Source organism: Winogradskyella luteola (assembly GCF_019203985.1).
GTDB lineage: Bacteria > Bacteroidota > Bacteroidia > Flavobacteriales > Flavobacteriaceae > Winogradskyella > Winogradskyella luteola.
In genome coordinates, this window is record NZ_JAGSPD010000005.1 from 13,067 (window position 1) to 33,653 (window position 20,587).

Genomic DNA, 20,587 nt, shown 5'->3' on the forward strand with positions numbered 1-20,587 from the left:
TTAAATCTGCTCAAATTCCGACGAACTAATTATACTTTACCTTTCGTAAAATCCTAATAGTTTCCTTGTAAGACTGATAAAGCTCAGAACTGTACTTTTTAACATAAGCTTTTGCATAATCTAATTTAGGCAAAGCATCTTCAAAGCCGTTGAGATAGCAAATTAAATAACTAGCCGCCAAGTTTTCTAAATCCCCCAATTCGTGATTTCCCAACATTATACCTTTTTCAAGCTTTTCGAGAATGGCATTATTGGTATTATAAATATGATGCAATACTTTTTTATCGTATTGCGGTGGTTCAAAAACCAAATTAGCTTCAATAGAGTAGTTAACGTTATTATCAAAACGAATGGTTTTTTCTTCAAGTTTATAATATTTATAAGACTGCTGAAGTCCAAGTCTAACATATTCTACAATCTTGAAAGAATCATCATCATAGAAAATAGCAACTTCGTCTAATGCCGAATAAAACAAACGCACTTGCTCATTAATCAGTTCAATATCCACGCGAGAATAAAATATTTCATCCTTTAAGTGCTTTTTGTCACCAGACCAACAGAGTACAAAATATTCCTTAAAGACTTTGTATTGTGGATTAAAATCTTTTCGCTTATTCATAAAGTCAAATACACCATCAAGCGTCAATTGAATATTGTTCTGAGCATGATTTTCAATGGCCGAGACTATTTCTGAGTTAACATCTTTAATTTCAATATCAAAAACCTTAGGCATGCTCATGCTTCCATCTCTAAAGAAAACGGAACCGCCATAATATTTCCAGATGTTTTTTCTTAATGCCGTAATATCTTCGTTAGATCTAATAGTTACTAAACCGACCACTTTATCGTCTGGCAAATGTGGAAAGGGAATATTTTCGTACTGTACAATTGGTGGATTGGTTAAATAGGCATTAATGAGGTTTTGAATTTTACTGTCGTCAAAAAAATCGACTCCAATAATTTTGTTATCCTCGTCCTCTACACCAATGACGATATACGAGTTGTTTTTGGGATTGCTATTGGAGAGTGCACAAATATGCTTTAAGAATTTAGCCTTTCCCTCTTTATGGCTAATGTCTACTTTTCGTTTTTTATCATAAAAACTGTTCTCATCGTTATGAGCTAAGAGGTTTTTTATGAGTAGACGTTTGTTAATCATAGTTCTCATTCTTGCATAAGCAAGAATTGCTTAAAGCTGTTCAATTTCTTTTTTTAAGTTCTCTCTAGCCTGATTTTCATATTTCATTTTATAAGCTTCTGTAAAGTACAATGTTTTGCATTCTAAAAAATGCTGAAGTACTTTTTTTCGACCTGATTTATATATAAAATTAGGATAGATTTTATATTCTCTTCTAATTTGCTTAGTGTAATTTTCATAGATATTCCATTCCCTTCCAAGAATAGATAAATCAAAATCTAAAAGATAGGCATTGTCTTTGTTTCTGTTTAAGATAACTTTATGCTTTTTGGTCGAAATAATTAAGTTTTGAATACTTTTTAGCCTTTTTTCTTCAAAATTTAGAGTTTTGATAGTTTTCTGAGCAAAAAGAGCACTTTTTTCTTCATTATCTTTTTTAGTGGATTTATAAATAATATCATGGTACCAAATTGCAAAAACCAAAGCATCATAATCTTCAATATGACTTTTAAATTCCTCAGCTTGTAAAAGCATACTTTGGATATGCGAAAGATTATGGTAGTGTCTATTTTTATCAGAATAATGTTTTAAAATATCATCCCAAAGTAAAATCATGCTAGTCTGTTCTTCTGTATATTTTGAAGATAAATAAAACCATTGAGATTTTAGTTCAGTAATCATTGAGATTTCTTAACAATAGTAGAACTAGCCTGAGCTGTACAAAACACTAATACATCAGCAATATTTACATGAGCTGGTCTGGATACTGCAAAATGAATGACCTCAGCAACATCCTCAGCCTGCAAAGCTTTGTAGCCTTTGTAAACATTATCTGCCACATTATCGCCTTTAAAACGTACTTCGGAAAATTCGGTTTCTACCAACCCAGGGTTAATTGCAGAAACTTTTATCCCGAATGGATTAAGATCAATTCGCATGCCTTCAGTAATGGCCAAAACCGCATGCTTGCTGGCACAATACACATTACCTTTAGGATAAACTTCTTTGCCTGCCGATGAGCCAATATTAATGATATGTCCGGATTGTCGCTCTGTCATTCCCGGAATTACAGCTTTACTCACATAGAGTAATCCTTTTACATTGATATCCATCATGGCATCCCAATCATCGAGATTTCCAGTTTGTATCGGATCTAATCCATGCGCATTTCCAGCATTATTAATCAGTATATCTATATCTTGAAAGTCTTTCGGTAATGATGCAATAGCTTCTAAAGTTTTTTCTCTATCTCGTACATCAAAATTTAAAGTGTGTACATGTGTTTGTTTAGATAATACCTTTTCAATACTATCTAAGCGTTTCTGCCTTCGGCCACATAACACCAAATTGATACCGTGTTTGGCAAACTCGTGAGCAGTGGCTCTACCTATTCCGCTTGTTGCGCCAGTTATTAATGCTGTTTTTTTCATAGTTCTGTCATTTCTGCAAAGGCAGAAATTTTATTTTTCATTCCATCTATAATAAGTGGATTCCTGCCTTTGCAGGGATGACAATCAAGGCACTTTATGTCCTTGGCTAGCCACTAAAATCAGAAACCAATCCTCTAGTTCAAGCTCAATTTTTGAGGCTTCCATGGCTTGGGTCAGTCGTGTTGTATTTGTCGTACCAACCACGGGATGAATTCCAGCTGGATGCTTTAATATCCAAGATAATAGCAACTGGTCTTCAGTAGCCTTATATTTATCCATAAGTTCGCCAAGCTGTTTATGAATACGTCTGGTTTGTTCGTTATCTTCCCTAAAAACTGAACCCAAAGGCGACCATGCCATAGGCTTAATACCACAAGTTTTCATATAATCTAAGATACCATCGTGCATGGCAGAATGCTGCGTCAATGAAAATTCAATTTGGTTCACATCTATGTCCATACGCAAACCAATCATCTCCATTTGAGATGGTGTAAAGTTAGATACACCAAAGTCCCTAATTTTCCCTTGCTTTTTTAAAACGGTTATGGCTTCAGCAATTTCTTCAGCCACCATTAAGGGACTTGGTCTGTGCAAAAGCAACAAATCCAAGTATTCAGTTTCAAGATTTTTTAAGGACGCTTCAACGGACCAAATAATATAATCTTTACTGTAATCGTAATGCTTTACTTTGTTAGCTCTGTTATCGCATAAATACTGAATACCACATTTAGAAATCAGTTGCATATCTTTGCGCTTTATTCCAGATTCTGTAAAAGCCTTTCCGAAATCGGCTTCCGTGGTATAAGCACCATAAATATCGGCATGGTCAAAGGTTGTGATATTATTGGAAATACAATGGTGCATTAAAGCGACCATTTCTTTTTTTGAGAGTTGTTTGCCCCAGCTTCCCCAGGTCATAGTACCTGCAATTAATCGAGAATATGTCACTTTTTTTTCAGTTTATATCGGTTTTTCTGCAATTGGTGTATAAAAATACTCAAAACATAATGAATAGTGTATTCTTGTTATGTAATTATTCCATAACCCAAATCATGAAACATTTACAAACTACAAGAGCTCTAATTTATATACTCATTTTTTCTGTTTCTTTTGCTAGTTGTACCAAAGAGGACATCAGTAATTCTGACGACACTACTAATATTACAGTAAAATTAAAAAGTACAATAGGTCAGCTCGATAAGGTATTTATAGATATAGAAGATGTTCAGTTTAAAGTAAAAGAAGACGAAAACTCACCAAATGCTTGGATAAGCTTAAATACAATCAACCAAGGCACATACAACGCATGCCATTTAAATGAGGAATCTTCATTATTACTGGTAGATCATATAAAGATTGAATCAACTTTTATCCATGAGATACGATTAGTGCTCGGAGACAATAATTTTATGGATGTTAACGGATTGCTTATGAGTTTGGACATATCAGATTTAGGCAATGCTACACCATCAAATTTAATAAAGACAGAGCTTTTGGCAAACAAGACTTATGAGTTTGTAATAGATATGGATATCGATGAATCCATTCATTTTAATGAAGACCAAAACATGATGGTTTTAAATCCAAAATTATATACCGCAATACGACAATTTGAATATTAATTATCCTAATCCATAATTAATCACAAAAAAAGGGCAATACAATAATAGTTTTGCCCTTATTTTTTAACCAATTGTTAACAGCAACTACCGAATAATTTTAACATTTTGCACTTCGGAAAAAACACTAATAACGGTTTTGCTTTTAAACCCTATAACTTATGGAAGAAACGAGTACAATTGACATTAAATCAATTAATGAAAAGATAGAAAAGGAAAGTGCATTTGTCGATCTTTTAACCTTAGAAATGAATAAGGTTATCGTTGGACAAAGGCATATGGTAGAACGCTTATTGATAGGCTTGCTTGGGCAAGGTCATATTTTATTGGAAGGTGTTCCTGGTCTAGCAAAGACCTTGGCAATTAATACCTTATCCCAAGCTATTGATGCTAGTTTTAGCAGAATTCAGTTTACACCAGATTTATTACCAGCAGATGTTGTTGGTACATTAATATACAATATTAAAGAGAACGACTTTACCATTAAAAAAGGTCCAATCTTTGCTAACTTCGTTTTGGCAGATGAGATTAACAGAGCACCGGCCAAAGTACAATCTGCTTTATTGGAAGCCATGCAAGAAAAGCAGGTTACCATAGGTGATGAAACTTTTATCTTAGACAAACCATTCTTGGTAATGGCAACCCAAAATCCTGTTGAGCAAGAAGGAACGTATCCTTTACCTGAAGCTCAGATAGACCGTTTTATGCTAAAAACAGTTATTGACTATCCAAAGATCGACGAAGAGCAACTTATTGTTAGAGCCAACTTAAAAGGAGCATACGAAAAAGTAAATCCGGTGGTGTCTATAAAGCAAATTCTAAGTGCACAAAAGGCTGTTAGAGAAGTATACATGGATGAGAAAATCGAAAAATATATTCTAGATATAATTTTCGCGACACGTTATCCTGAGAAATATAAGCTAGGGGATTTAAAAGCCTTAATTTCATTTGGGGCTTCACCACGTGGAAGCATCAACTTGGCAACAGCTGCAAAATGTTATGCCTTTATTAAGCGAAGAGGCTATGTCATCCCTGAAGATGTTAGAGCTGTTGTGCACGATGTATTGCGCCACAGAATAGGTATTACTTACGAGGCCGAAGCGGAAAATGTCACTTCAGAAGATATTATCAATAAGATTGTAAACGAAATCGAAGTCCCTTAAAAAGAGTTTTCAGTATTCAGTCACACTTAATAGCTGCTCACTAAAAACGGAATACTAAAGTTTAAATCTATAATCGCAAAAAACGGAATACTGCGACTGAAAACTGTTTACTGAATAATGCCTACTGAAAACTGAGACTGCCAACTGTTAACTGAAACAATGGATACCAAAGAACTTCTAAAAAAAGTACGAAAAATAGAGATTAAGACACGTCGTTTGTCTGATCATATTTTTGGAGGAGAATACCACTCGACTTTCAAGGGGCGTGGTATGACCTTTTCCGAAGTTCGTCAATATCAGTTTGGTGATGATGTTAGAAATATTGACTGGAATGTTACCGCACGTTATAATGAACCTTACGTAAAAGTCTTTGAAGAAGAGCGCGAACTCACCATGATGCTCATGGCTGATGTGTCTGGCAGTAAACTCTTCGGAACCAAAAATCAATTTAAGGACGAAATTGTTACAGAAATTGCTGCGACCCTTGCCTTTTCTGCAACCCAAAATAATGATAAGATAGGGCTAATCTTATTTTCTGATGATATTGAACTTTACATACCGCCAAAAAAAGGACGCTCGCATGTATTGAGAATTATTAGAGAATTACTAGAGTTTAAGCCTAAAAGCAAAAACACAGATATAGCTCAAGCACTTAAGTTTTTATCTAATGTGATGAAAAAGAAAGCCATTGTGTTTGTACTTTCCGATTTCATAGCAGACGACTATAAACAGACCTTAAAAATAGCTTCGGGAAGACATGACATTACGGGTATAAGAATATATGATAAACACGAGGAGACAATTCCCAATGTAGGAATGGTGCAAATGGAAGATGAAGAAACGGGTGAGCTATTATTGGTAAATACGGCTTCAAAAAAAGTGAGACAGAATTATGGTAAATTTTATAATGATAAAGTCGATTATTTTAAAGATAGTTTTACCAAATCGGGTGCAGGTACTATAGATTGCCGTGTGGACGAAAGCTACGTTAAAAAGCTGTTGGGCTATTTTAAACGAAGAGGATGATGAATGTAAAATGTAAGTGTAAATTGTAAAGTAAGTTTTGAAAGACGAAATTATAAATAAAGTTGAGGTTAAGAATAGGTTTCGAGTTGGCTCTAGGTTAAAGGCTCGTAATCTTCTATTGCTTTGCTTATACTTTACAATTTGTAATTCGTACTTGTACAGCCAAGTTAAAACCGAAGTTGATACTACCAAAATCCGAATCGGAGAGCAAATCAATTATAAAATAAAAGTTGAAGCGGACTCTTCGTCTTTGGTTGTGTTTCCAGAGGGACAAACATTTATGCCTTTAGAAGCTGTTGAAGCTCTAGACATTGATACCACTAAAAAGGATTCTAAATTTTTATTATCTCGAATATATAAACTCACTCAGTTTGACTCTGGTTCTTACACCATACCAAGACAAAAAATTATAATAGACGAAAAACCATTTTTTACAGATTCTCTTCAAGTAGACGTCAATACCATAGAGGTTGATACCACCAAACAGAAACTCTATGATATTAAACCCATCATAGAGGTACAAAAAAGTGGGAGCAATTGGTGGAAATGGTTGTTAGCGATTATAGCAGCTATTGTATTGGTCGCATTTTTATTGTGGTGGTTTATTTGGAGGAAAAAACCATTGACCGAAGAAGAGGAAATTGCTTTATTACCACCTTATGATCGTGCAAAATTAGCACTACAAAAATTAGATGAAAGTCAGTATTTAATACGCTCCGAGGTAAAAGAATACTATTCCGAATTAACATTTATCATCAGAAAATATCTTGATGAAAAAGTATATGATCGTGCTTTAGAGAGCACAACAGATGAGTTAATTGCCAGATTACAATTGTTAAAAGAGGGGAATCAAGTGCATTTAACTAAAGATACGATTCAAAATCTTCAATCCATATTAAAACGTGCCGATTTAGTAAAGTTTGCCAAATCAGCTCCAGATACAGCATTAGCTGAAATGGATAAAGCAACCATTACCAAGGAAGTAGATGCGGTAAAGGCCAGCTTGCCTGAGCCTACCGAGGAAGAAAAGCTATTAGACCAACAATACAAAGAAGCCCAAGAGCGCAAAAAGAAACGTAGAAAAATTGTCCTAACCGTTGCTATTTCTCTATTCTTAATCGTTGCCACAATTGTAGGTTTTGGTATTAAATATGGTTTTGGGTATGTAAAAGATACCATTGTTGGCCATGAGAGTAAGGAGTTGTTAGAAGGTGAATGGGTAGAGAGTGCTTACGGTTTTCCACCAATTTATATAGAAACACCTAAAGTACTCAAGCGAACTGAAGTTGAAGTACCAAAAGAATACCAGGATAAAATAAAAACTTCTTTATTTAGGTATTTGGCATCAGAATCCGGAATTGACATTCAGGTGAGTACAACGGCTTTTAACAATCAGTCAGAACAAGCAGGTGAACAACAACAAATGTCTGATGAGGAAAAAGCACAAGACCTGTTAAAAGCTTCAGAGAACTATTTAAAAAAGTTAGAAACTCAAGGGGCTCAAGATATTACTGTAAAAAGAGAGCAGTTTATTACTCCTAATGCTGCAGCGGGATTGAAGACTTTTGGCAGTATGAATTTTTCTTTAGATGAAAATAAATCAGAACTCGCTAATTATATTATCCTACTTTTTAGAGCAGAAAATATAAGACAACAAATAGTTTTAGTATGGAGAGGTGAGGATTCTTATGCCGATGATATCATTGACAGAATATTAGATTCCATAGAACTAAACCCAGACGAACCAGTAGAAGAAGACAAAGAATAATGTTTGAAAATATAGAATTTTTAAATAAAGAATTATTTTGGTTCCTATTGCTTTTGCCAATAGCATTGGTTTGGTATGTCCTTAAACATAACAAGCAAACAGCAGAGTTAAAGATATCGAGCATTAAGGGTTTTAAAACAACGTCATCGTTTTGGTCTAAGTTTAAACATGTACTTTTTGCTTTACGCCTCATTGCTCTGGGCTTATTGATTACAGCATTAGCAAGACCAAGAACCGTAGATGTCTCAACCAAAACCAAAACGACCAGAGGTATTGACATTGTAATGTCCATCGATGTTTCTGCAAGTATGTTAGCCAAAGATTTACGCCCAAATCGTTTAGAGGCTTTAAAAGAGGTCGCTGCAGATTTTATAGATGGCAGACCAAACGATAGAATAGGTTTGGTAGAATACGCCGGTGAAGCTTACACTAAAACACCAATTACCAGTGATAAATCCATAGTACAACGCTCACTTAGGGATATTAAATACAATACAATTATCGAAGGAGGTACTGCCATTGGCATGGGACTGGCGACTTCAGTGAATCGTTTGAAAGACAGTAAAGCTAAAAGTAAGGTTATTATATTATTAACCGATGGTGTTAACAACGGAGGGTTTATAGACCCTAAAATTGCCAGCGAATTAGCTTTAGAATATGGTATTAAAGTCTACACTATTGGATTGGGAACTAATGGCATGGCATTATCTCCGGTTGCCATTAATCCTAACGGAACGTTTAGATATGGTCGTCAGCAAGTAGAAATTGATGAAGACTTGTTAGAGGAAATAGCTGAAGTAACCGGAGGAAAATATTTTAGAGCAACTAACAACAAGAAACTAGCAGAGATTTATAACGAAATCAATAAGCTCGAAAAAACCGAAATAGAAGAAAAGAAGTATTACAATTACGATGAAAAATACAGGCCATTGGTGTTGTTAGCTGGCTTATTATTATTGATTGAGATACTATTAAGAAATACAATATTTAGAAGCTTTGTATAAATGGGAAAAGGAGTTATCATACAAGCAAGCTCTAGAAGCGATGGGGATACAAATTGTATCGTTACGGTATTGAAAAAGAAGACCGATTTTGACGTCATTGATCTAAACCAAAAGCATATTGGACATTTTGATTATAAGTTTAAGAACAAGAATGACGATTTTAAGCCACTCTTCTATGAGATTACTGAAAAATACAACACCATCATTTTTGCTACCCCAATATATTGGTATACGATGAGTGGTTTATTAAAAGTGTTTTTAGATAGAATTTCTGATTTTCTGTACGATGAAAAGGATATTGGCCGACGATTAAGAAAAATGAAAATGGGTATTGTGAGTTCTAGTAATGAAAATATGGTGTTTGACGGGTTCGCTATGCCATTTGAAAAAAGTGCAGAATATTTAGGCATGAAGTATCTGGGGCATCTTCATACGTGGATACAAAAAGGAATTATTCCTAACGAAGTAATGCAATCGATAGAAGCATATACAAACAAAAAGCTATTAGCTAATGTTTAGACTCGACGAAAAAATATGGTTTTGGACGTTATTGGTTATTCCAGTAATCATTCTATTATTTCTTTTACAGCAGGTTTGGAGACGTTCTGCACAAAAGAAGTTTGCGGATTCAGCCTTATTAAAACGTTTAAGTCCCAATCAATCACTTTTTAAAAGTATACTAAAACTATTGGTGTTATGTAGTGCTTTTGCGTGTTTATCCTTAGCATTAGTAAACCCAAAAATTGGTACTAAATTAGAGACCGTCCGTAGCCAAGGTGTTGATATTGTTTTTGCGGTAGATGTATCAAAAAGTATGCTCGCAGAAGATATTGCACCAAACCGGCTAGAAAAATCGAAACAACTGGTAACTCAGATCATCAATAACCTAGCAAGTGATCGTGTTGGTATTATTGCCTATGCAGGTAAAGCTTTTCCGCAATTACCAATTACAACAGATTACGCATCTGCAAAGATGTTTTTACAAAATATGAATACAGATATGCTGTCGTCTCAGGGCACGGCAATTCACGAGGCCATCCAATTAGCAAAGACCTATTATGATGACGAAGAGCAAACCAACAGAATATTAATTATCATTTCAGATGGAGAAGACCATGGTGGAGAAGCTGTTGATATTGCAGAAGAAGCCAATGAAGAAGGTATTAGAATTTTAACCGTCGGTGTGGGTGACCAAAAAGGAGGTCCAATACCAATAAAACGAAATGGTGTTATACTTAATTACAAAAAGGACAATAACGGAGAAACAGTTATTACACGTTTAGACGAAACCACTTTAAAGGAAATAGCAGAAGAAACCGACGGAGTTTACATCAACGGAAGTAATACAACAGAGGTTGTAGAAACTATAAAGGAATTGCTCAATAAGATGGATAAAAAAGAGTTTGAATCTAAACAAATTGCAGATTTTAAAGATCAATTTCAATGGTTTTTAGGTTTGGGGATTCTACTATTATTTATAGATATATTCTTTTTAGAACGCAAAACAGCTTGGTTAAAGAAGCTAAATCTGTTTAATGAGAATTTTTAAGATTTAAATTTTCTTTAACGCTAATAAAACATAGGGTTTATTACTTTTAAATTAAAGTACAAAAAGCATGAAGTTTCACTTAATAATATTTGTAGCATTAATAAGCTTTTCAGGCTTTTCGCAAGAGGATGACAAAGCACAATTAAAAGCAGATAAAAGAGCCACGAATCTGGTTTATAAAGCTAATGAATTGCTCGAAGAAGACAATTATATCGAAGCTGAGATGGAATATAGAAAAGCCATTTCCGAAGCTCCGAATAAAGCCGTTGGGGCTTATAATTTAGCACATTCATATTACAAAAAAGGAAGTTTTGATGAAGCTCTGTATAGAAGTCAGGAAGCAGCCAAAAATGCCACTACCAAGGATGAAAAACACAGAGCATATCATAACATTGGCAATATTTTAATGCAGAATGAATTGTGTAAGGAAGCTGTTGAAGCTTTTAAAAGTGCATTGAGAAATAATCCAACAGATGAAGAAACACGTTATAATTTTGCTTTAGCTAAAGAATGTGCGGAAAAGCAAAAAGACGGTGGTGGCGAAGATGATAAAAAAGACGAAAACAAGGACGAAGAAAAGGATAAGGAAAACGAAGAGAAGAAAGAAGACGAAAACAAAGACAAAAAGGACGAAGGAGATAAAGACAAAAAAGAAGGAGATAAAGAAGAAGACGAAAAAGGAAAACCTAAAGACGACAAAAAGGATGGTAAAGGAGACGATAAAGAAGATAAGAAAAATCAGAAACCAAAACCAAAGCCTGGACAAATGTCTCCTCAGCAAATAAAAAATATTCTTGAGGCGATGCAAAATCAAGAACAGAAAGTACAAGAAAAAATGAATGCTGAAAAGCAAAAAGGTGCTAAGGTAAAAACTGAAAAAGACTGGTAATCAAAATTCAATCACTAAATCCGTAAAGGGTCACACGGAGCTTGCCTTTGTCGGTAGACAGGCGTAGTCAAAGTGTCTTTAAAAATGAAATTCACAAAACACATATCAATTCTATTTTTATTACTTGCTACAAGTATTGCTTCTGCTCAGGTTAAATTTGAAGCTAAGGTAAGCAAGAAGAAACTTGGTGTTAACGAACGTTTGCGTATAGATTTTGAGATGAATAAAGATGGAGATAATTTTGTACCGCCAAGCTTTAAGGATTTTACTGTTGTTGGCGGACCGAATACCTCTTTAATGAATTCTTATACTAATGGAAAAAAATCGTACTTAAAAACCTACTCTTATTTTTTAGCACCTAAAAAGCGGGGAAAGTTAACTATTAAGCAAGCTACAATAGAAATTGATGGGGAAGTATACAAAACATTTCCAGTAACCGTTAATGTTACTGCTGCTGTAGATCGACCAAACGCACCACCGGGAGCTTCAGAAATTGCTTCAGAGAATATTCATTTGGTTGCAGAAGTTTCTAAAACTGACCCTTACTTAAATGAAGGGTTTACAGTAGTTTATAAATTATACGTTTCACCAGAAACGGGAGTAAGCAACTGGCGAGAAAAGGACAATCCAAGGTATAATGATTTTTGGAGTCAGAATATAGAAATTAAAGGTCTTAATATTCAAAAAGGACTATATAAAGGTGAAGAGTATCGTTATGTTGTCCTAAGAAAAACGGTACTTTATCCTCAAAAAACAGGGAAATTAAAAATTGAGCCTTTGGTCTTAGATATTACTGTTGAAGTCCCAACAGGAAGAGCTGATATTTTTGGCCGTGCCATAATGACCAAGGTTCCTAAAACCGTAACAGCTGGTAGTAGAACCATAAATGTGAAACCATTACCCGAACAAGAAAAACCTTCAGACTTTAAAGGTGCCGTTGGTGATTTTTCATTTCAGGTAACAACTTCCAAAACAGAGTTGGATGCAACAGAATCGCTTCAAGCCAAAATTGAAGTTTCAGGAAAAGGAAATCTTAAGCTTTTTGAGCTTCCAAAACTAACCACTCCAAGTTCATTGGAAGTCTACGAGCCAGAACACCAAGAGAATGTGCGCACTAATTTAAACGGAATGCAAGGTCGTATATCAGATACTTACACTATTGTACCTCAGTATAGGGGAAAATATCCGGTACCTCCTATTTCATTTTCTTATTTCGACTTAAAAACCGAAACTTACAAGCGTATTACCTCAGATGAGATTGTAATCAATGTTTTAGAAGGACCAACAGCTGCGGGTACCAATTCCAGTAACTCTACAACATCAGCTAATCCCAAACAAACTGTTAGATCAAATACCAATGCATTTGCATTTATAAAAACAACAACAAACTGGTCTAGCATTAGGAGCACACCGTTTTTTAAATCTACCGGATTTTGGTCTCTGCTATTACTGCCATTTTTGGCTATTCCGTTGGCAATCATAATTAGAAAGAAAAAAGATGAACGCGATGCTGATGTACAAGGTAATCGCATAAGAAGAGCAGATAAACTGGCACGAAAATATTTAAGTGAAGCAAAGAAACATTTAGGGCAGAAAGAAGCATTCTACGAGTCTTTGGAGCGAGCACTTCATAATTATTTAAAGGCAAAGTTAAACATAGAAACCAGCGATTTTAACAAAGAAAAGATTGAAGCCTTACTTTTAGAACGACAAGTAGAAAATGATGTGATTTCAAACTTTATCTCAATCTTAGAAAATTGTGAATTGGCACGTTATACACCTATAACCCAAGTTACCATGCAGAACGATTATGATAAGGCTGCAAAAACCATTTCACTAATCGATAAACAAATAAAATAATGAGAATAATTATTTTTATGTTTTTGTGTTGTTTTAGTCTTTTTGGATTTTCCCAAAACGACCAACGTTTTGAGAATGCAAACGCTTTATATAACGAAGGTAAATATGCTGAAGCTATTGATACTTATTTATCTATATTAGACTCTGGTGTACACTCTTCAGAATTGTACTATAATCTTGCAAATGCTAACTACAAGCTCAATAATATAGCTCCTAGTATTTTCTATTATGAAAAAGCGCTTCAACTCAACCCTGATGATGAAACCATAAAAGATAATCTGTCTTTTGCCCAAAAAATGACCATTGATGCCATTGATAAAGTTCCTGAGGTTGGTTTTTCAAAAATTATTAAGAATGTAGTAAATACTTTTAATGCCGATACTTGGGCAAAAATTGCTATTGGTGGTGTTTTTGTATTTGTTTTACTGTTCTTAATGTATCACTTCTCTTATACCTCATAAAAAAAACGAATCGCTTTTGTTACAAGTGTTGCAGGTTTATTGTTGGCTTGCTTTTCTGTATCAATGGCATTTCAAAAAGAGCATTTAGAAAAAAAGGATAATCCAGCTATTGTATTTGCTCAAGAAAGTAGAGTGAAAAGCGACCCTAATAGAAACTCTGAAGAAGTGTTTAGACTGCACGAAGGCACGAAAGTTCAGGTTTTGGAAACTTACGAAGACTGGAACAAAATTATGCTTTCGGATAATTCAACAGGGTGGATTCCATCTCAAGATATAAAGCTCTTAAATACGTTTTAATTATTATTTAACAAAATCGTATATTGGTAATGTTATATTTGTTGTAGCACAACCTATGATTTTGAAAAAAAACTTAGCACTTTTTTTCATGATATTTTTCATGTTTATAATAAGTGCACCCATCATTATTGTATCAATGGACAATTCATTTGATACCACAATTTTCTTTGATATAAATGAAGAAGAAGAAAAAGAGAGTGTTAAACTTCTTTTTGAAACCGCATCTCTAGATTTGGAAGATTTTTACACAGACCGCACCGATTTAAATTCAAATTCATATACATTTAAAGCCTATTCAAAACCACATCTCAATTTGGTTTTTCCTCCTCCCGAAAAAATTCTAGGCTAACAGAAAATTCTCAAATCAGACCAATGAAGGTCTAATCTTTTAACTCTATTCAAGGGATTTTACCCTTAAAATTTATAATTTAACATTATGTTCAAAAAATTAAAAAGTGATTTCCCAGCAAGTATTGTCGTATTCTTTGTTGCTCTACCGTTATGTCTAGGTATTGCATTAGCTAGTGGGGCACCATTATTTTCAGGCTTAATTGCTGGTATTATTGGTGGTATTGTTGTGGGGTTTCTCAGTGGTTCGCAAATTGGTGTCAGTGGACCAGCAGCTGGTTTGGCTGCAATTGTACTCACTGCAATTACAGCACTTGGCGGTTGGGAGAATTTTCTTGTGGCAGTGGTTCTAGGTGGTGCAATTCAGTTATTGTTTGGAGTTCTTAGATTAGGTATCATAGGATATTATTTTCCATCTTCTGTTATCAAAGGTATGCTTACGGGTATCGGTATAATTATTATTTTAAAGCAGATTCCTTATTTCTTCGGAATTGATAAAAACCCCGAAGGGGATTTCGCATTCCTACAAGTTGATGGAGAGAATACACTTACCGAGCTTTTGAAAACTTTAAATGCATTATTGAGTGGCAATTTTGATAAAGGCGCTACCATTATTGCACTTATAGCAATAACCATACTTATTTTATGGAGCAATGTATTGAGTAAAAAGGGTAAATTTTTTCAGCTTGTACAAGGCCCTTTGGTTGCTGTAGTTGCAGGTATTATTTACTTTTTCCTTACTAGAGATTCTAGTATGGCACTAAGTGTTGACCATTTGGTTTCCGTTCCTGTACCAGAAAGCTTATCTGATGTAAAATCTTTATTAGCCTTCCCAAATTTTGAAGTCATTACCAGGGGAGATGTAATACTAACAGGATTTACCATTGCTTTAGTTGCTTCTTTAGAAACACTATTATGTGTTGAAGCTACAGACAAATTAGATCCTCATAAGCGTGTAACACCAACCAATCGCGAATTGTTGGCACAAGGTACTGGTAATATGATATCAGGATTTATTGGTGGGCTTCCAATAACACAGGTTATCGTTCGTAGTTCGGCGAATATCCAATCTGGCGGACAGACCAAAGCGAGTGCCATAATACATGGGTTTTTATTACTCATTTCAGTTCTTACAATACCGCACATCCTCAACTATATTCCATTATCAGTCTTGGCAGCGATATTATTTATCGTAGGATATAAGCTCGCAAAACCTTCGACTTTTAAAGCCATGTATAATGGAGGATGGATGCAATTTGTTCCGTTTATTGTAACTGTGCTAGGAATTGTGTTTACAGATCTATTAAAAGGGATCGGACTCGGATTGGCCGTTGGAATTTTTATTGTACTTTTTAGAAGTTTTCAAAACTCTCATTTCCTTCACAAAGAAGGAGAAGATATTGATGACGGAAAAATTAAAATGACTTTGGCAGAAGAGGTCACTTTTTTTAATAAAGGTGCTATTTTAAAAGAGCTAGATCGCCTTCCTGAAAATTCTTATTTTGAATTGGATGTTAGAAAAACCCGATACCTCGATAATGACATCATTGAAATTCTTGATGATTTTGCCATAAAGGCTAAAGAGCGAAACATTGACATAAAGATATATTCAGAAAGAGGTACAGTGGAAAACCCAGAGAGTTTTATTGAGTTTTTTAAACTGAGACCTAAAAACGGAAAATCATAAAAATTAGACATAACTAAAAAATATATAAATGAAAACCACAGCGATAACCAAAGACGTACAAAGTGAATTAACACCAAATAGTGTATTACAAGATTTACTGGAAGGCAATAAACGATTTGTAAACGGAAATCCTGAAGGTGCAGATAATGCTGCACTTGTGAGCCAAACTACAAGCGGACAGTATCCAAAAGCTGTCATCTTATCTTGCATAGATTCTCGCGTACCTGTAGAAACCGTATTAGACCAAGCTATTGGAGACATCTTTGTTGCCAGAGTAGCTGGCAATTTTGAGAATGCAGATATTTTAGGAAGCCTAGAATACTCGTGTAAAGTTGCAGGAAGCAAATTGGTTTTGGTTTTAGGCCATGAAGCTTGTGGTGCTGTAAAAGCGGCTTGTGATGGCGTAGAATTAGGGAATATAACGCATTTATTAAGCAATATTTTACCAGCAGTACATCAGTCTGCAGAAGAAGTAGAAGGTAAAGCTAATTCTTCTAACAAAGCTTTCGTTGCAAAAACTGTAGAAAATAATGTTAGGCTTACCATGAATCGTATTCGTATTAAAAGTCCTATTTTAAAGGAGATGGAAGACAATGGCGAGATTTCTATCGTAGGAGGTGTCTATAGTTTACATACGGGTAAAGTAGAAATGCTGTAATGTTATTTAAAGCATAGTATTTTTCAAACTGAGCTCTATTACTAACAGGCTATTTTAACATATCTGCAAGGTTTTTGATACCTTGTAGGTATTTAAGACATACTTAAATATAGGATACAATAAAATTATTCGCTTTGCTCTGAATGATAAAACCAAACGTATTTCGACTGTGCTCAATGTGACATTTGACTATTTATACTTGTTCGGTTTCTTGCAGTTCCGCTTCACTCTTTATGAGATTAGGGAAAATCATAGGAGCCAAAGATTTTACAGGTTTATAAAGTATACTTTCTTCCAAATCTTCTTTTTCCATAAAAGGAAGTGTACTATTCAATTTATTGAAAACAATAAGTAAAACACTAAGAATAAGGCCAATCTTAAGCGCACCAAAAATGCCACCAGCTAATTTGTTAACGATGCCTAAAGCTGCAAAATCAGCAAGCTTGGTCAATGCCTTTCCTGCAAGACTTATAAGTAAAACAATAATGACAAAAGTGATTGCAAACGCTACAATATTGATGGTCTTTTGATTCCAATCTACTTTAGATTCTAAAACTTCTGCAGCAAAACCACTAAAATGAATCGCGCCATAAACGCCCAACACTAAAGCAACTAAAGAAGCTACCTCAACAAAAAGACCTTTCATGGCACCTCTTATTAATCCAAACAATAACAAAGAGCCTAAAATAATGTCAATGATACTCATAATACTAGCGGTTTTAGCAAACGTACATAAATTTTACCATTTTAGAATAATAACGCAAATCAAGAGCGTTTAGTTTATTAACTTTGAAGTCTGGTTTAATAAAAGATTTCCACATGTGTGGAAAATGAGCATGGCAAGAGACGAGCAATTAAAAGAACGGTGGAATTTAGTAGTGGAAAAACTCTCCAATCAGTTTGCCGATGGTGATCGGCTAGACTTAGATTCTATTATATATCTTATTGGCATTCAAGAACTTGGACAAATACACAGAGCATATAAAAAAGACCATAAGCTAGACCTTATGCATATTGCAGTATGTAAACTTTTAGAGCCTTATGGTTTTTATGAGTTCGATTTTGTTGACGATGATGGCTGGCCGCACTACAAGGTAAAGGAACAGTTGCCATTTTTAAAAGCGGGAGAGCAAAGCGTCTTAATGAAAGAAGCTATTGTGAACTATTTTGTTGAAACTGAATATATCGATTAAGATTTTTTAAATTTGCGATCTGAATAAACGGTATCATGATAGATAAGCTAAAAGAACTCATTGCAGAAGCCGAAGCATTTACAACCCAATCTAAGGAAGAAGTTGAGGCATTTCGTATTAAATATCTAGGCTCTAAAGGATTATTAAAACAGTATTTTGCGGAATTTAGAAATGTAGCGAACGACCAAAAGAAAGAGTTTGGACAAACCATAAATCAGCTTAAAAAAACAGCTGAAGAAAAGGTTAATGCTTTAAAAGAAGAGCTCGAAAGCAAAGAAGAAGATAATGGTATTTACGGCGATTTATCTCGTCCTGGAGAACCCATTGCTTTAGGAGCACGCCATCCTATTTCTATCGTAAAAAATCAGATTATTGATATCTTTTCACGTATTGGTTTTAATGTTAGTGAAGGCCCAGAGATTGAAGATGATTGGCACAACTTTACAGCATTAAATTTACCAGAATACCATCCTGCTCGCGACATGCAGGATACGTTTTTTATTCAGACCAACCCAGATATCTTGTTACGTACACACACCAGTTCTGTACAGGTGCGTTATATGGAAAATAACAATCCCCCTATTCGTACGATTTCACCGGGCCGAGTATATAGAAATGAAGCCATTTCCGCACGCTCACACTGCTTTTTTCATCAAGTTGAAGGTCTGTATATAGATAAAGATGTGAGCTTTGCAGATTTAAAGCAGACCCTACAATATTTTACGACTGAAATGTTTGGTAAATCTAAGATTAGATTACGCCCATCTTATTTTCCATTTACTGAGCCAAGTGCTGAAGTTGATGTGTATTGGGGGCTGGAAACGGAAACGGATTATAAAATCACCAAAGGTACAGGCTGGCTAGAAATTATGGGTTGCGGTATGGTTGATCCCAATGTATTGGAAAACTGCGGCATTGACTCTAAAGCATACTCTGGTTTTGCATTTGGAATGGGCATTGACCGTATTGCAATGTTACTCAACCAGATTAGTGATATTCGCTTATTGAGTGAAAATGATGTGCGTTTTTTAGAGCAGTTCAAAAGTGCGCTTTAATTTGCCATTCTGAACTCATTTCCTGAGCTCTGCGGAAGTATAATTTAGAATCTATGGATACTCAAAATATTATTCCAAGTGTTTCGCATCTTCAATAGTAAAGACAGACTTCCTGAATTCAGAAGGCTTTTTGTCGTTTAAAAGTTTTAAGCCACCAGTCGCTTTTATGAGTTCAGCAAAATGTGTTTCTCTACTTTCATATTGTTCTTTATTAGAATAAGTGGTCACCAATAACAGATGAAAAGGTGTATCTTCGGTATATAGGGATTCCATTAATTGAAAGGAATGGATATAGCCTTTTTCAACAGCATTCAACCTTAATTGTTTCCAGTTGTTTTGAAAATAATAAATAGCTTCCTCGGTATTGTTGTTCAAAATTTCAATAGTCTCAATCGTAGTGATTTTTTCTTTGATCTGAGCAGTACACATAACACAAAAAAGAATAATTGGAATAATAAGTCTAATCTTCATCACGTACGTTTTAGAATTTGATTCTAAATTAAGAATTTAGCATTTCATGAGCTTCAATTTAGTGTATAATTAACATGAAATCAAAAAGGCGTATTTTCTTCGACCTGCTTAAGTAACCATCTAATCTCGTCTTCTTTAACATCGTCAGCACTTTCAAACTTTATACGTTTGGCATGTTTACCTTTTCCTGAAAACTTTAAACGTTGGTGCACAATGCTATCAATGTGATGTACATACAGCATACAGGTATCTTTAGCGGCTTGCTGAATACCGCACAATACATTTTTAGCATCGCCTCTACTATAGAGTACCAATTTTACTTTAGCACCACCAAGAATGGACTCTTCTGCATTTGGAAAAAAACCCAAGACAATAGATCTTAATTTTAAACCTATACGCTGCGCTTCAGAAGCATTAACAAATGTGCTTTTAAAAGCTTCGAGATCGTTCATAATACCATATTTTAAAATTAAGTTTTTCTTCTTAAAGAATTATTTAGCTTTGTTCTCAAATTTAATGAGATTAGTGCTTTCATTAGATACAAATACTGAAACAAGTTCAGCATAAAATGAAAAAAGACATTAAAATTCCAAAGGTTAAAGATGTGTATATTGCAGTAGTAAAAGAAGAGCATCTAGACTACAAAACACAAGATTGGAATGCCTATATCATTAACAATAGTGATGCGGATTTAGATACGGTTCTTATCGTATCTCAAGGAATGTCCGAAGATAAAATGACTCCTCCAATGCGCCATACGATTTCTAAATTACCTGCTAGGAGTTACGCAAAGATTGAGTACTTACAGGAAAAAGTTTTGGAACTTAATAATTCGTTTAAAATAACTTTTTTTGAAGGCAACCAAATGTTTGACAAAACATATCTGTTTAGAAAAAACACCATAAACGAAAAAGCTTTACAAACAGTTCCTTTGATGCAGTTGAAAGGTGTGCTCGTTCAATAATGGAGTT

General features: G+C 34.6%; 24 protein-coding genes. 17 read left to right on the forward strand and 7 right to left on the reverse strand.

All coding sequences use genetic code 11. The annotated features are described in order from the left end of the window. Positions 1–25 precede the first annotated feature (25 nt). The 4 genes from KCG49_RS07165 to KCG49_RS07180 all read right to left on the reverse strand — a co-directional run bounded on the left by KCG49_RS07165 (position 26) and on the right by KCG49_RS07180 (position 3,516). Complete coding sequence (locus tag KCG49_RS07165) at positions 26–1,159, reverse strand: ATP-binding protein (protein WP_218545514.1); 1,134 nt, start codon at positions 1,157–1,159, stop codon at positions 26–28. A gap of 30 nt (positions 1,160–1,189) precedes the next feature. Beyond that, positions 1,190–1,819, reverse strand: coding sequence for an HD domain-containing protein (locus KCG49_RS07170; RefSeq protein ID WP_256259906.1), 630 nt, complete (start codon positions 1,817–1,819; stop codon positions 1,190–1,192). Then, positions 1,816–2,568 (reverse strand): SDR family NAD(P)-dependent oxidoreductase, encoded by a 753-nt coding sequence (locus KCG49_RS07175; RefSeq protein ID WP_218545515.1) that lies wholly within the window; start codon positions 2,566–2,568, stop codon positions 1,816–1,818. Before KCG49_RS07175 ends, KCG49_RS07170 begins: the two co-directional genes overlap by 4 nt. Positions 2,569–2,652: 84 nt before the next feature. Continuing rightward, on the reverse strand, positions 2,653–3,516 hold the full coding sequence (locus KCG49_RS07180) for an aldo/keto reductase (protein WP_369680351.1): 864 nt from the start codon (positions 3,514–3,516) through the stop codon (positions 2,653–2,655). A 104-nt stretch (positions 3,517–3,620) separates the two neighbouring features. Between KCG49_RS07180 and KCG49_RS07185 the strand changes: the two genes are divergently transcribed. From KCG49_RS07185 to KCG49_RS07245, 14 genes are all read left to right on the forward strand, one after another. Then, the gene (locus KCG49_RS07185; RefSeq protein ID WP_218545516.1) at positions 3,621–4,190 is read left to right on the forward strand and encodes a DUF4382 domain-containing protein; all 570 of its coding nucleotides are present in this window, start codon (positions 3,621–3,623) and stop codon (positions 4,188–4,190) included. 158 nt (positions 4,191–4,348) lie between these two features. Further along, positions 4,349–5,350: an AAA family ATPase gene (locus KCG49_RS07190; protein WP_218545517.1), complete on the forward strand. Its 1,002-nt coding sequence runs from the start codon at positions 4,349–4,351 to the stop codon at positions 5,348–5,350. 159 nt (positions 5,351–5,509) lie between these two features. Next, positions 5,510–6,376: a DUF58 domain-containing protein gene (locus tag KCG49_RS07195; protein WP_218545518.1), complete on the forward strand. Its 867-nt coding sequence runs from the start codon at positions 5,510–5,512 to the stop codon at positions 6,374–6,376. 118 nt (positions 6,377–6,494) lie between these two features. Beyond that, positions 6,495–8,144: a hypothetical protein gene (locus KCG49_RS07200; RefSeq protein WP_439901098.1), complete on the forward strand. Its 1,650-nt coding sequence runs from the start codon at positions 6,495–6,497 to the stop codon at positions 8,142–8,144. Beyond that, entirely contained in the window at positions 8,144–9,148 is a 1,005-nt protein-coding gene (locus KCG49_RS07205) for a vWA domain-containing protein (RefSeq protein WP_218545519.1), read from the forward strand. The genes KCG49_RS07200 and KCG49_RS07205 overlap by 1 nt, the downstream gene beginning before the upstream one ends. Further along, the gene (locus KCG49_RS07210; RefSeq protein ID WP_218545520.1) at positions 9,149–9,667 is read left to right on the forward strand and encodes a flavodoxin family protein; all 519 of its coding nucleotides are present in this window, start codon (positions 9,149–9,151) and stop codon (positions 9,665–9,667) included. Beyond that, entirely contained in the window at positions 9,660–10,697 is a 1,038-nt protein-coding gene (locus KCG49_RS07215; protein ID WP_218545521.1) for a vWA domain-containing protein, read from the forward strand. The genes KCG49_RS07210 and KCG49_RS07215 overlap by 8 nt, the downstream gene beginning before the upstream one ends. A gap of 67 nt (positions 10,698–10,764) precedes the next feature. Next, complete coding sequence (locus KCG49_RS07220; RefSeq protein ID WP_218545522.1) at positions 10,765–11,586, forward strand: tetratricopeptide repeat protein; 822 nt, start codon at positions 10,765–10,767, stop codon at positions 11,584–11,586. Between the two features lie 84 nt (positions 11,587–11,670). Next, complete coding sequence (locus KCG49_RS07225) at positions 11,671–13,446, forward strand: BatD family protein (RefSeq protein WP_218545523.1); 1,776 nt, start codon at positions 11,671–11,673, stop codon at positions 13,444–13,446. Next, positions 13,446–13,907 (forward strand): tetratricopeptide repeat protein, encoded by a 462-nt coding sequence (locus KCG49_RS16430; RefSeq protein ID WP_256259908.1) that lies wholly within the window; start codon positions 13,446–13,448, stop codon positions 13,905–13,907. Before KCG49_RS07225 ends, KCG49_RS16430 begins: the two co-directional genes overlap by 1 nt. Before the next feature lie 63 nt (positions 13,908–13,970). Further along, positions 13,971–14,204 (forward strand): SH3 domain-containing protein, encoded by a 234-nt coding sequence (locus KCG49_RS16435; protein ID WP_256259909.1) that lies wholly within the window; start codon positions 13,971–13,973, stop codon positions 14,202–14,204. A 136-nt stretch (positions 14,205–14,340) separates the two neighbouring features. Beyond that, positions 14,341–14,553, forward strand: coding sequence for a hypothetical protein (locus KCG49_RS07235; protein ID WP_256259910.1), 213 nt, complete (start codon positions 14,341–14,343; stop codon positions 14,551–14,553). A gap of 87 nt (positions 14,554–14,640) precedes the next feature. Then, complete coding sequence (locus tag KCG49_RS07240) at positions 14,641–16,239, forward strand: SulP family inorganic anion transporter (protein ID WP_218545525.1); 1,599 nt, start codon at positions 14,641–14,643, stop codon at positions 16,237–16,239. 28 nt (positions 16,240–16,267) lie between these two features. Continuing rightward, positions 16,268–16,897: a carbonic anhydrase family protein gene (locus tag KCG49_RS07245; RefSeq protein WP_218545526.1), complete on the forward strand. Its 630-nt coding sequence runs from the start codon at positions 16,268–16,270 to the stop codon at positions 16,895–16,897. A gap of 193 nt (positions 16,898–17,090) precedes the next feature. On the opposite strand, the gene KCG49_RS07250 is transcribed toward KCG49_RS07245, so the two are convergent. Then, a complete protein-coding gene (locus KCG49_RS07250) occupies positions 17,091–17,603 on the reverse strand; it encodes a CvpA family protein (RefSeq protein ID WP_218545527.1) in 513 nt (170 codons plus the stop codon). A 130-nt stretch (positions 17,604–17,733) separates the two neighbouring features. Here KCG49_RS07250 and KCG49_RS07255 point away from each other — a divergent pair, with 130 nt between their 5' ends. Both KCG49_RS07255 and pheS read left to right on the forward strand, forming a co-directional pair. Continuing rightward, positions 17,734–18,090, forward strand: a complete 357-nt coding sequence (locus KCG49_RS07255) for a hypothetical protein (protein WP_218545795.1) — start codon at positions 17,734–17,736, stop codon at positions 18,088–18,090. Positions 18,091–18,125: 35 nt separating this feature from the next. Beyond that, positions 18,126–19,145, forward strand: coding sequence for a phenylalanine--tRNA ligase subunit alpha (pheS, locus tag KCG49_RS07260; RefSeq protein ID WP_218545528.1), 1,020 nt, complete (start codon positions 18,126–18,128; stop codon positions 19,143–19,145). A gap of 69 nt (positions 19,146–19,214) precedes the next feature. Here pheS and KCG49_RS07265 read toward each other — a convergent pair whose 3' ends face one another. Then, positions 19,215–19,616 (reverse strand): hypothetical protein, encoded by a 402-nt coding sequence (locus tag KCG49_RS07265; protein ID WP_218545529.1) that lies wholly within the window; start codon positions 19,614–19,616, stop codon positions 19,215–19,217. A gap of 80 nt (positions 19,617–19,696) precedes the next feature. Continuing rightward, complete coding sequence (locus KCG49_RS07270; protein ID WP_218545530.1) at positions 19,697–20,068, reverse strand: DUF1801 domain-containing protein; 372 nt, start codon at positions 20,066–20,068, stop codon at positions 19,697–19,699. A 116-nt stretch (positions 20,069–20,184) separates the two neighbouring features. On the opposite strand from KCG49_RS07270, the gene KCG49_RS07275 reads away from it, so the two are divergent. Next, positions 20,185–20,580, forward strand: coding sequence for a hypothetical protein (locus KCG49_RS07275; protein ID WP_218545531.1), 396 nt, complete (start codon positions 20,185–20,187; stop codon positions 20,578–20,580). The last annotated feature ends 7 nt before the right edge of the window (positions 20,581–20,587 follow it).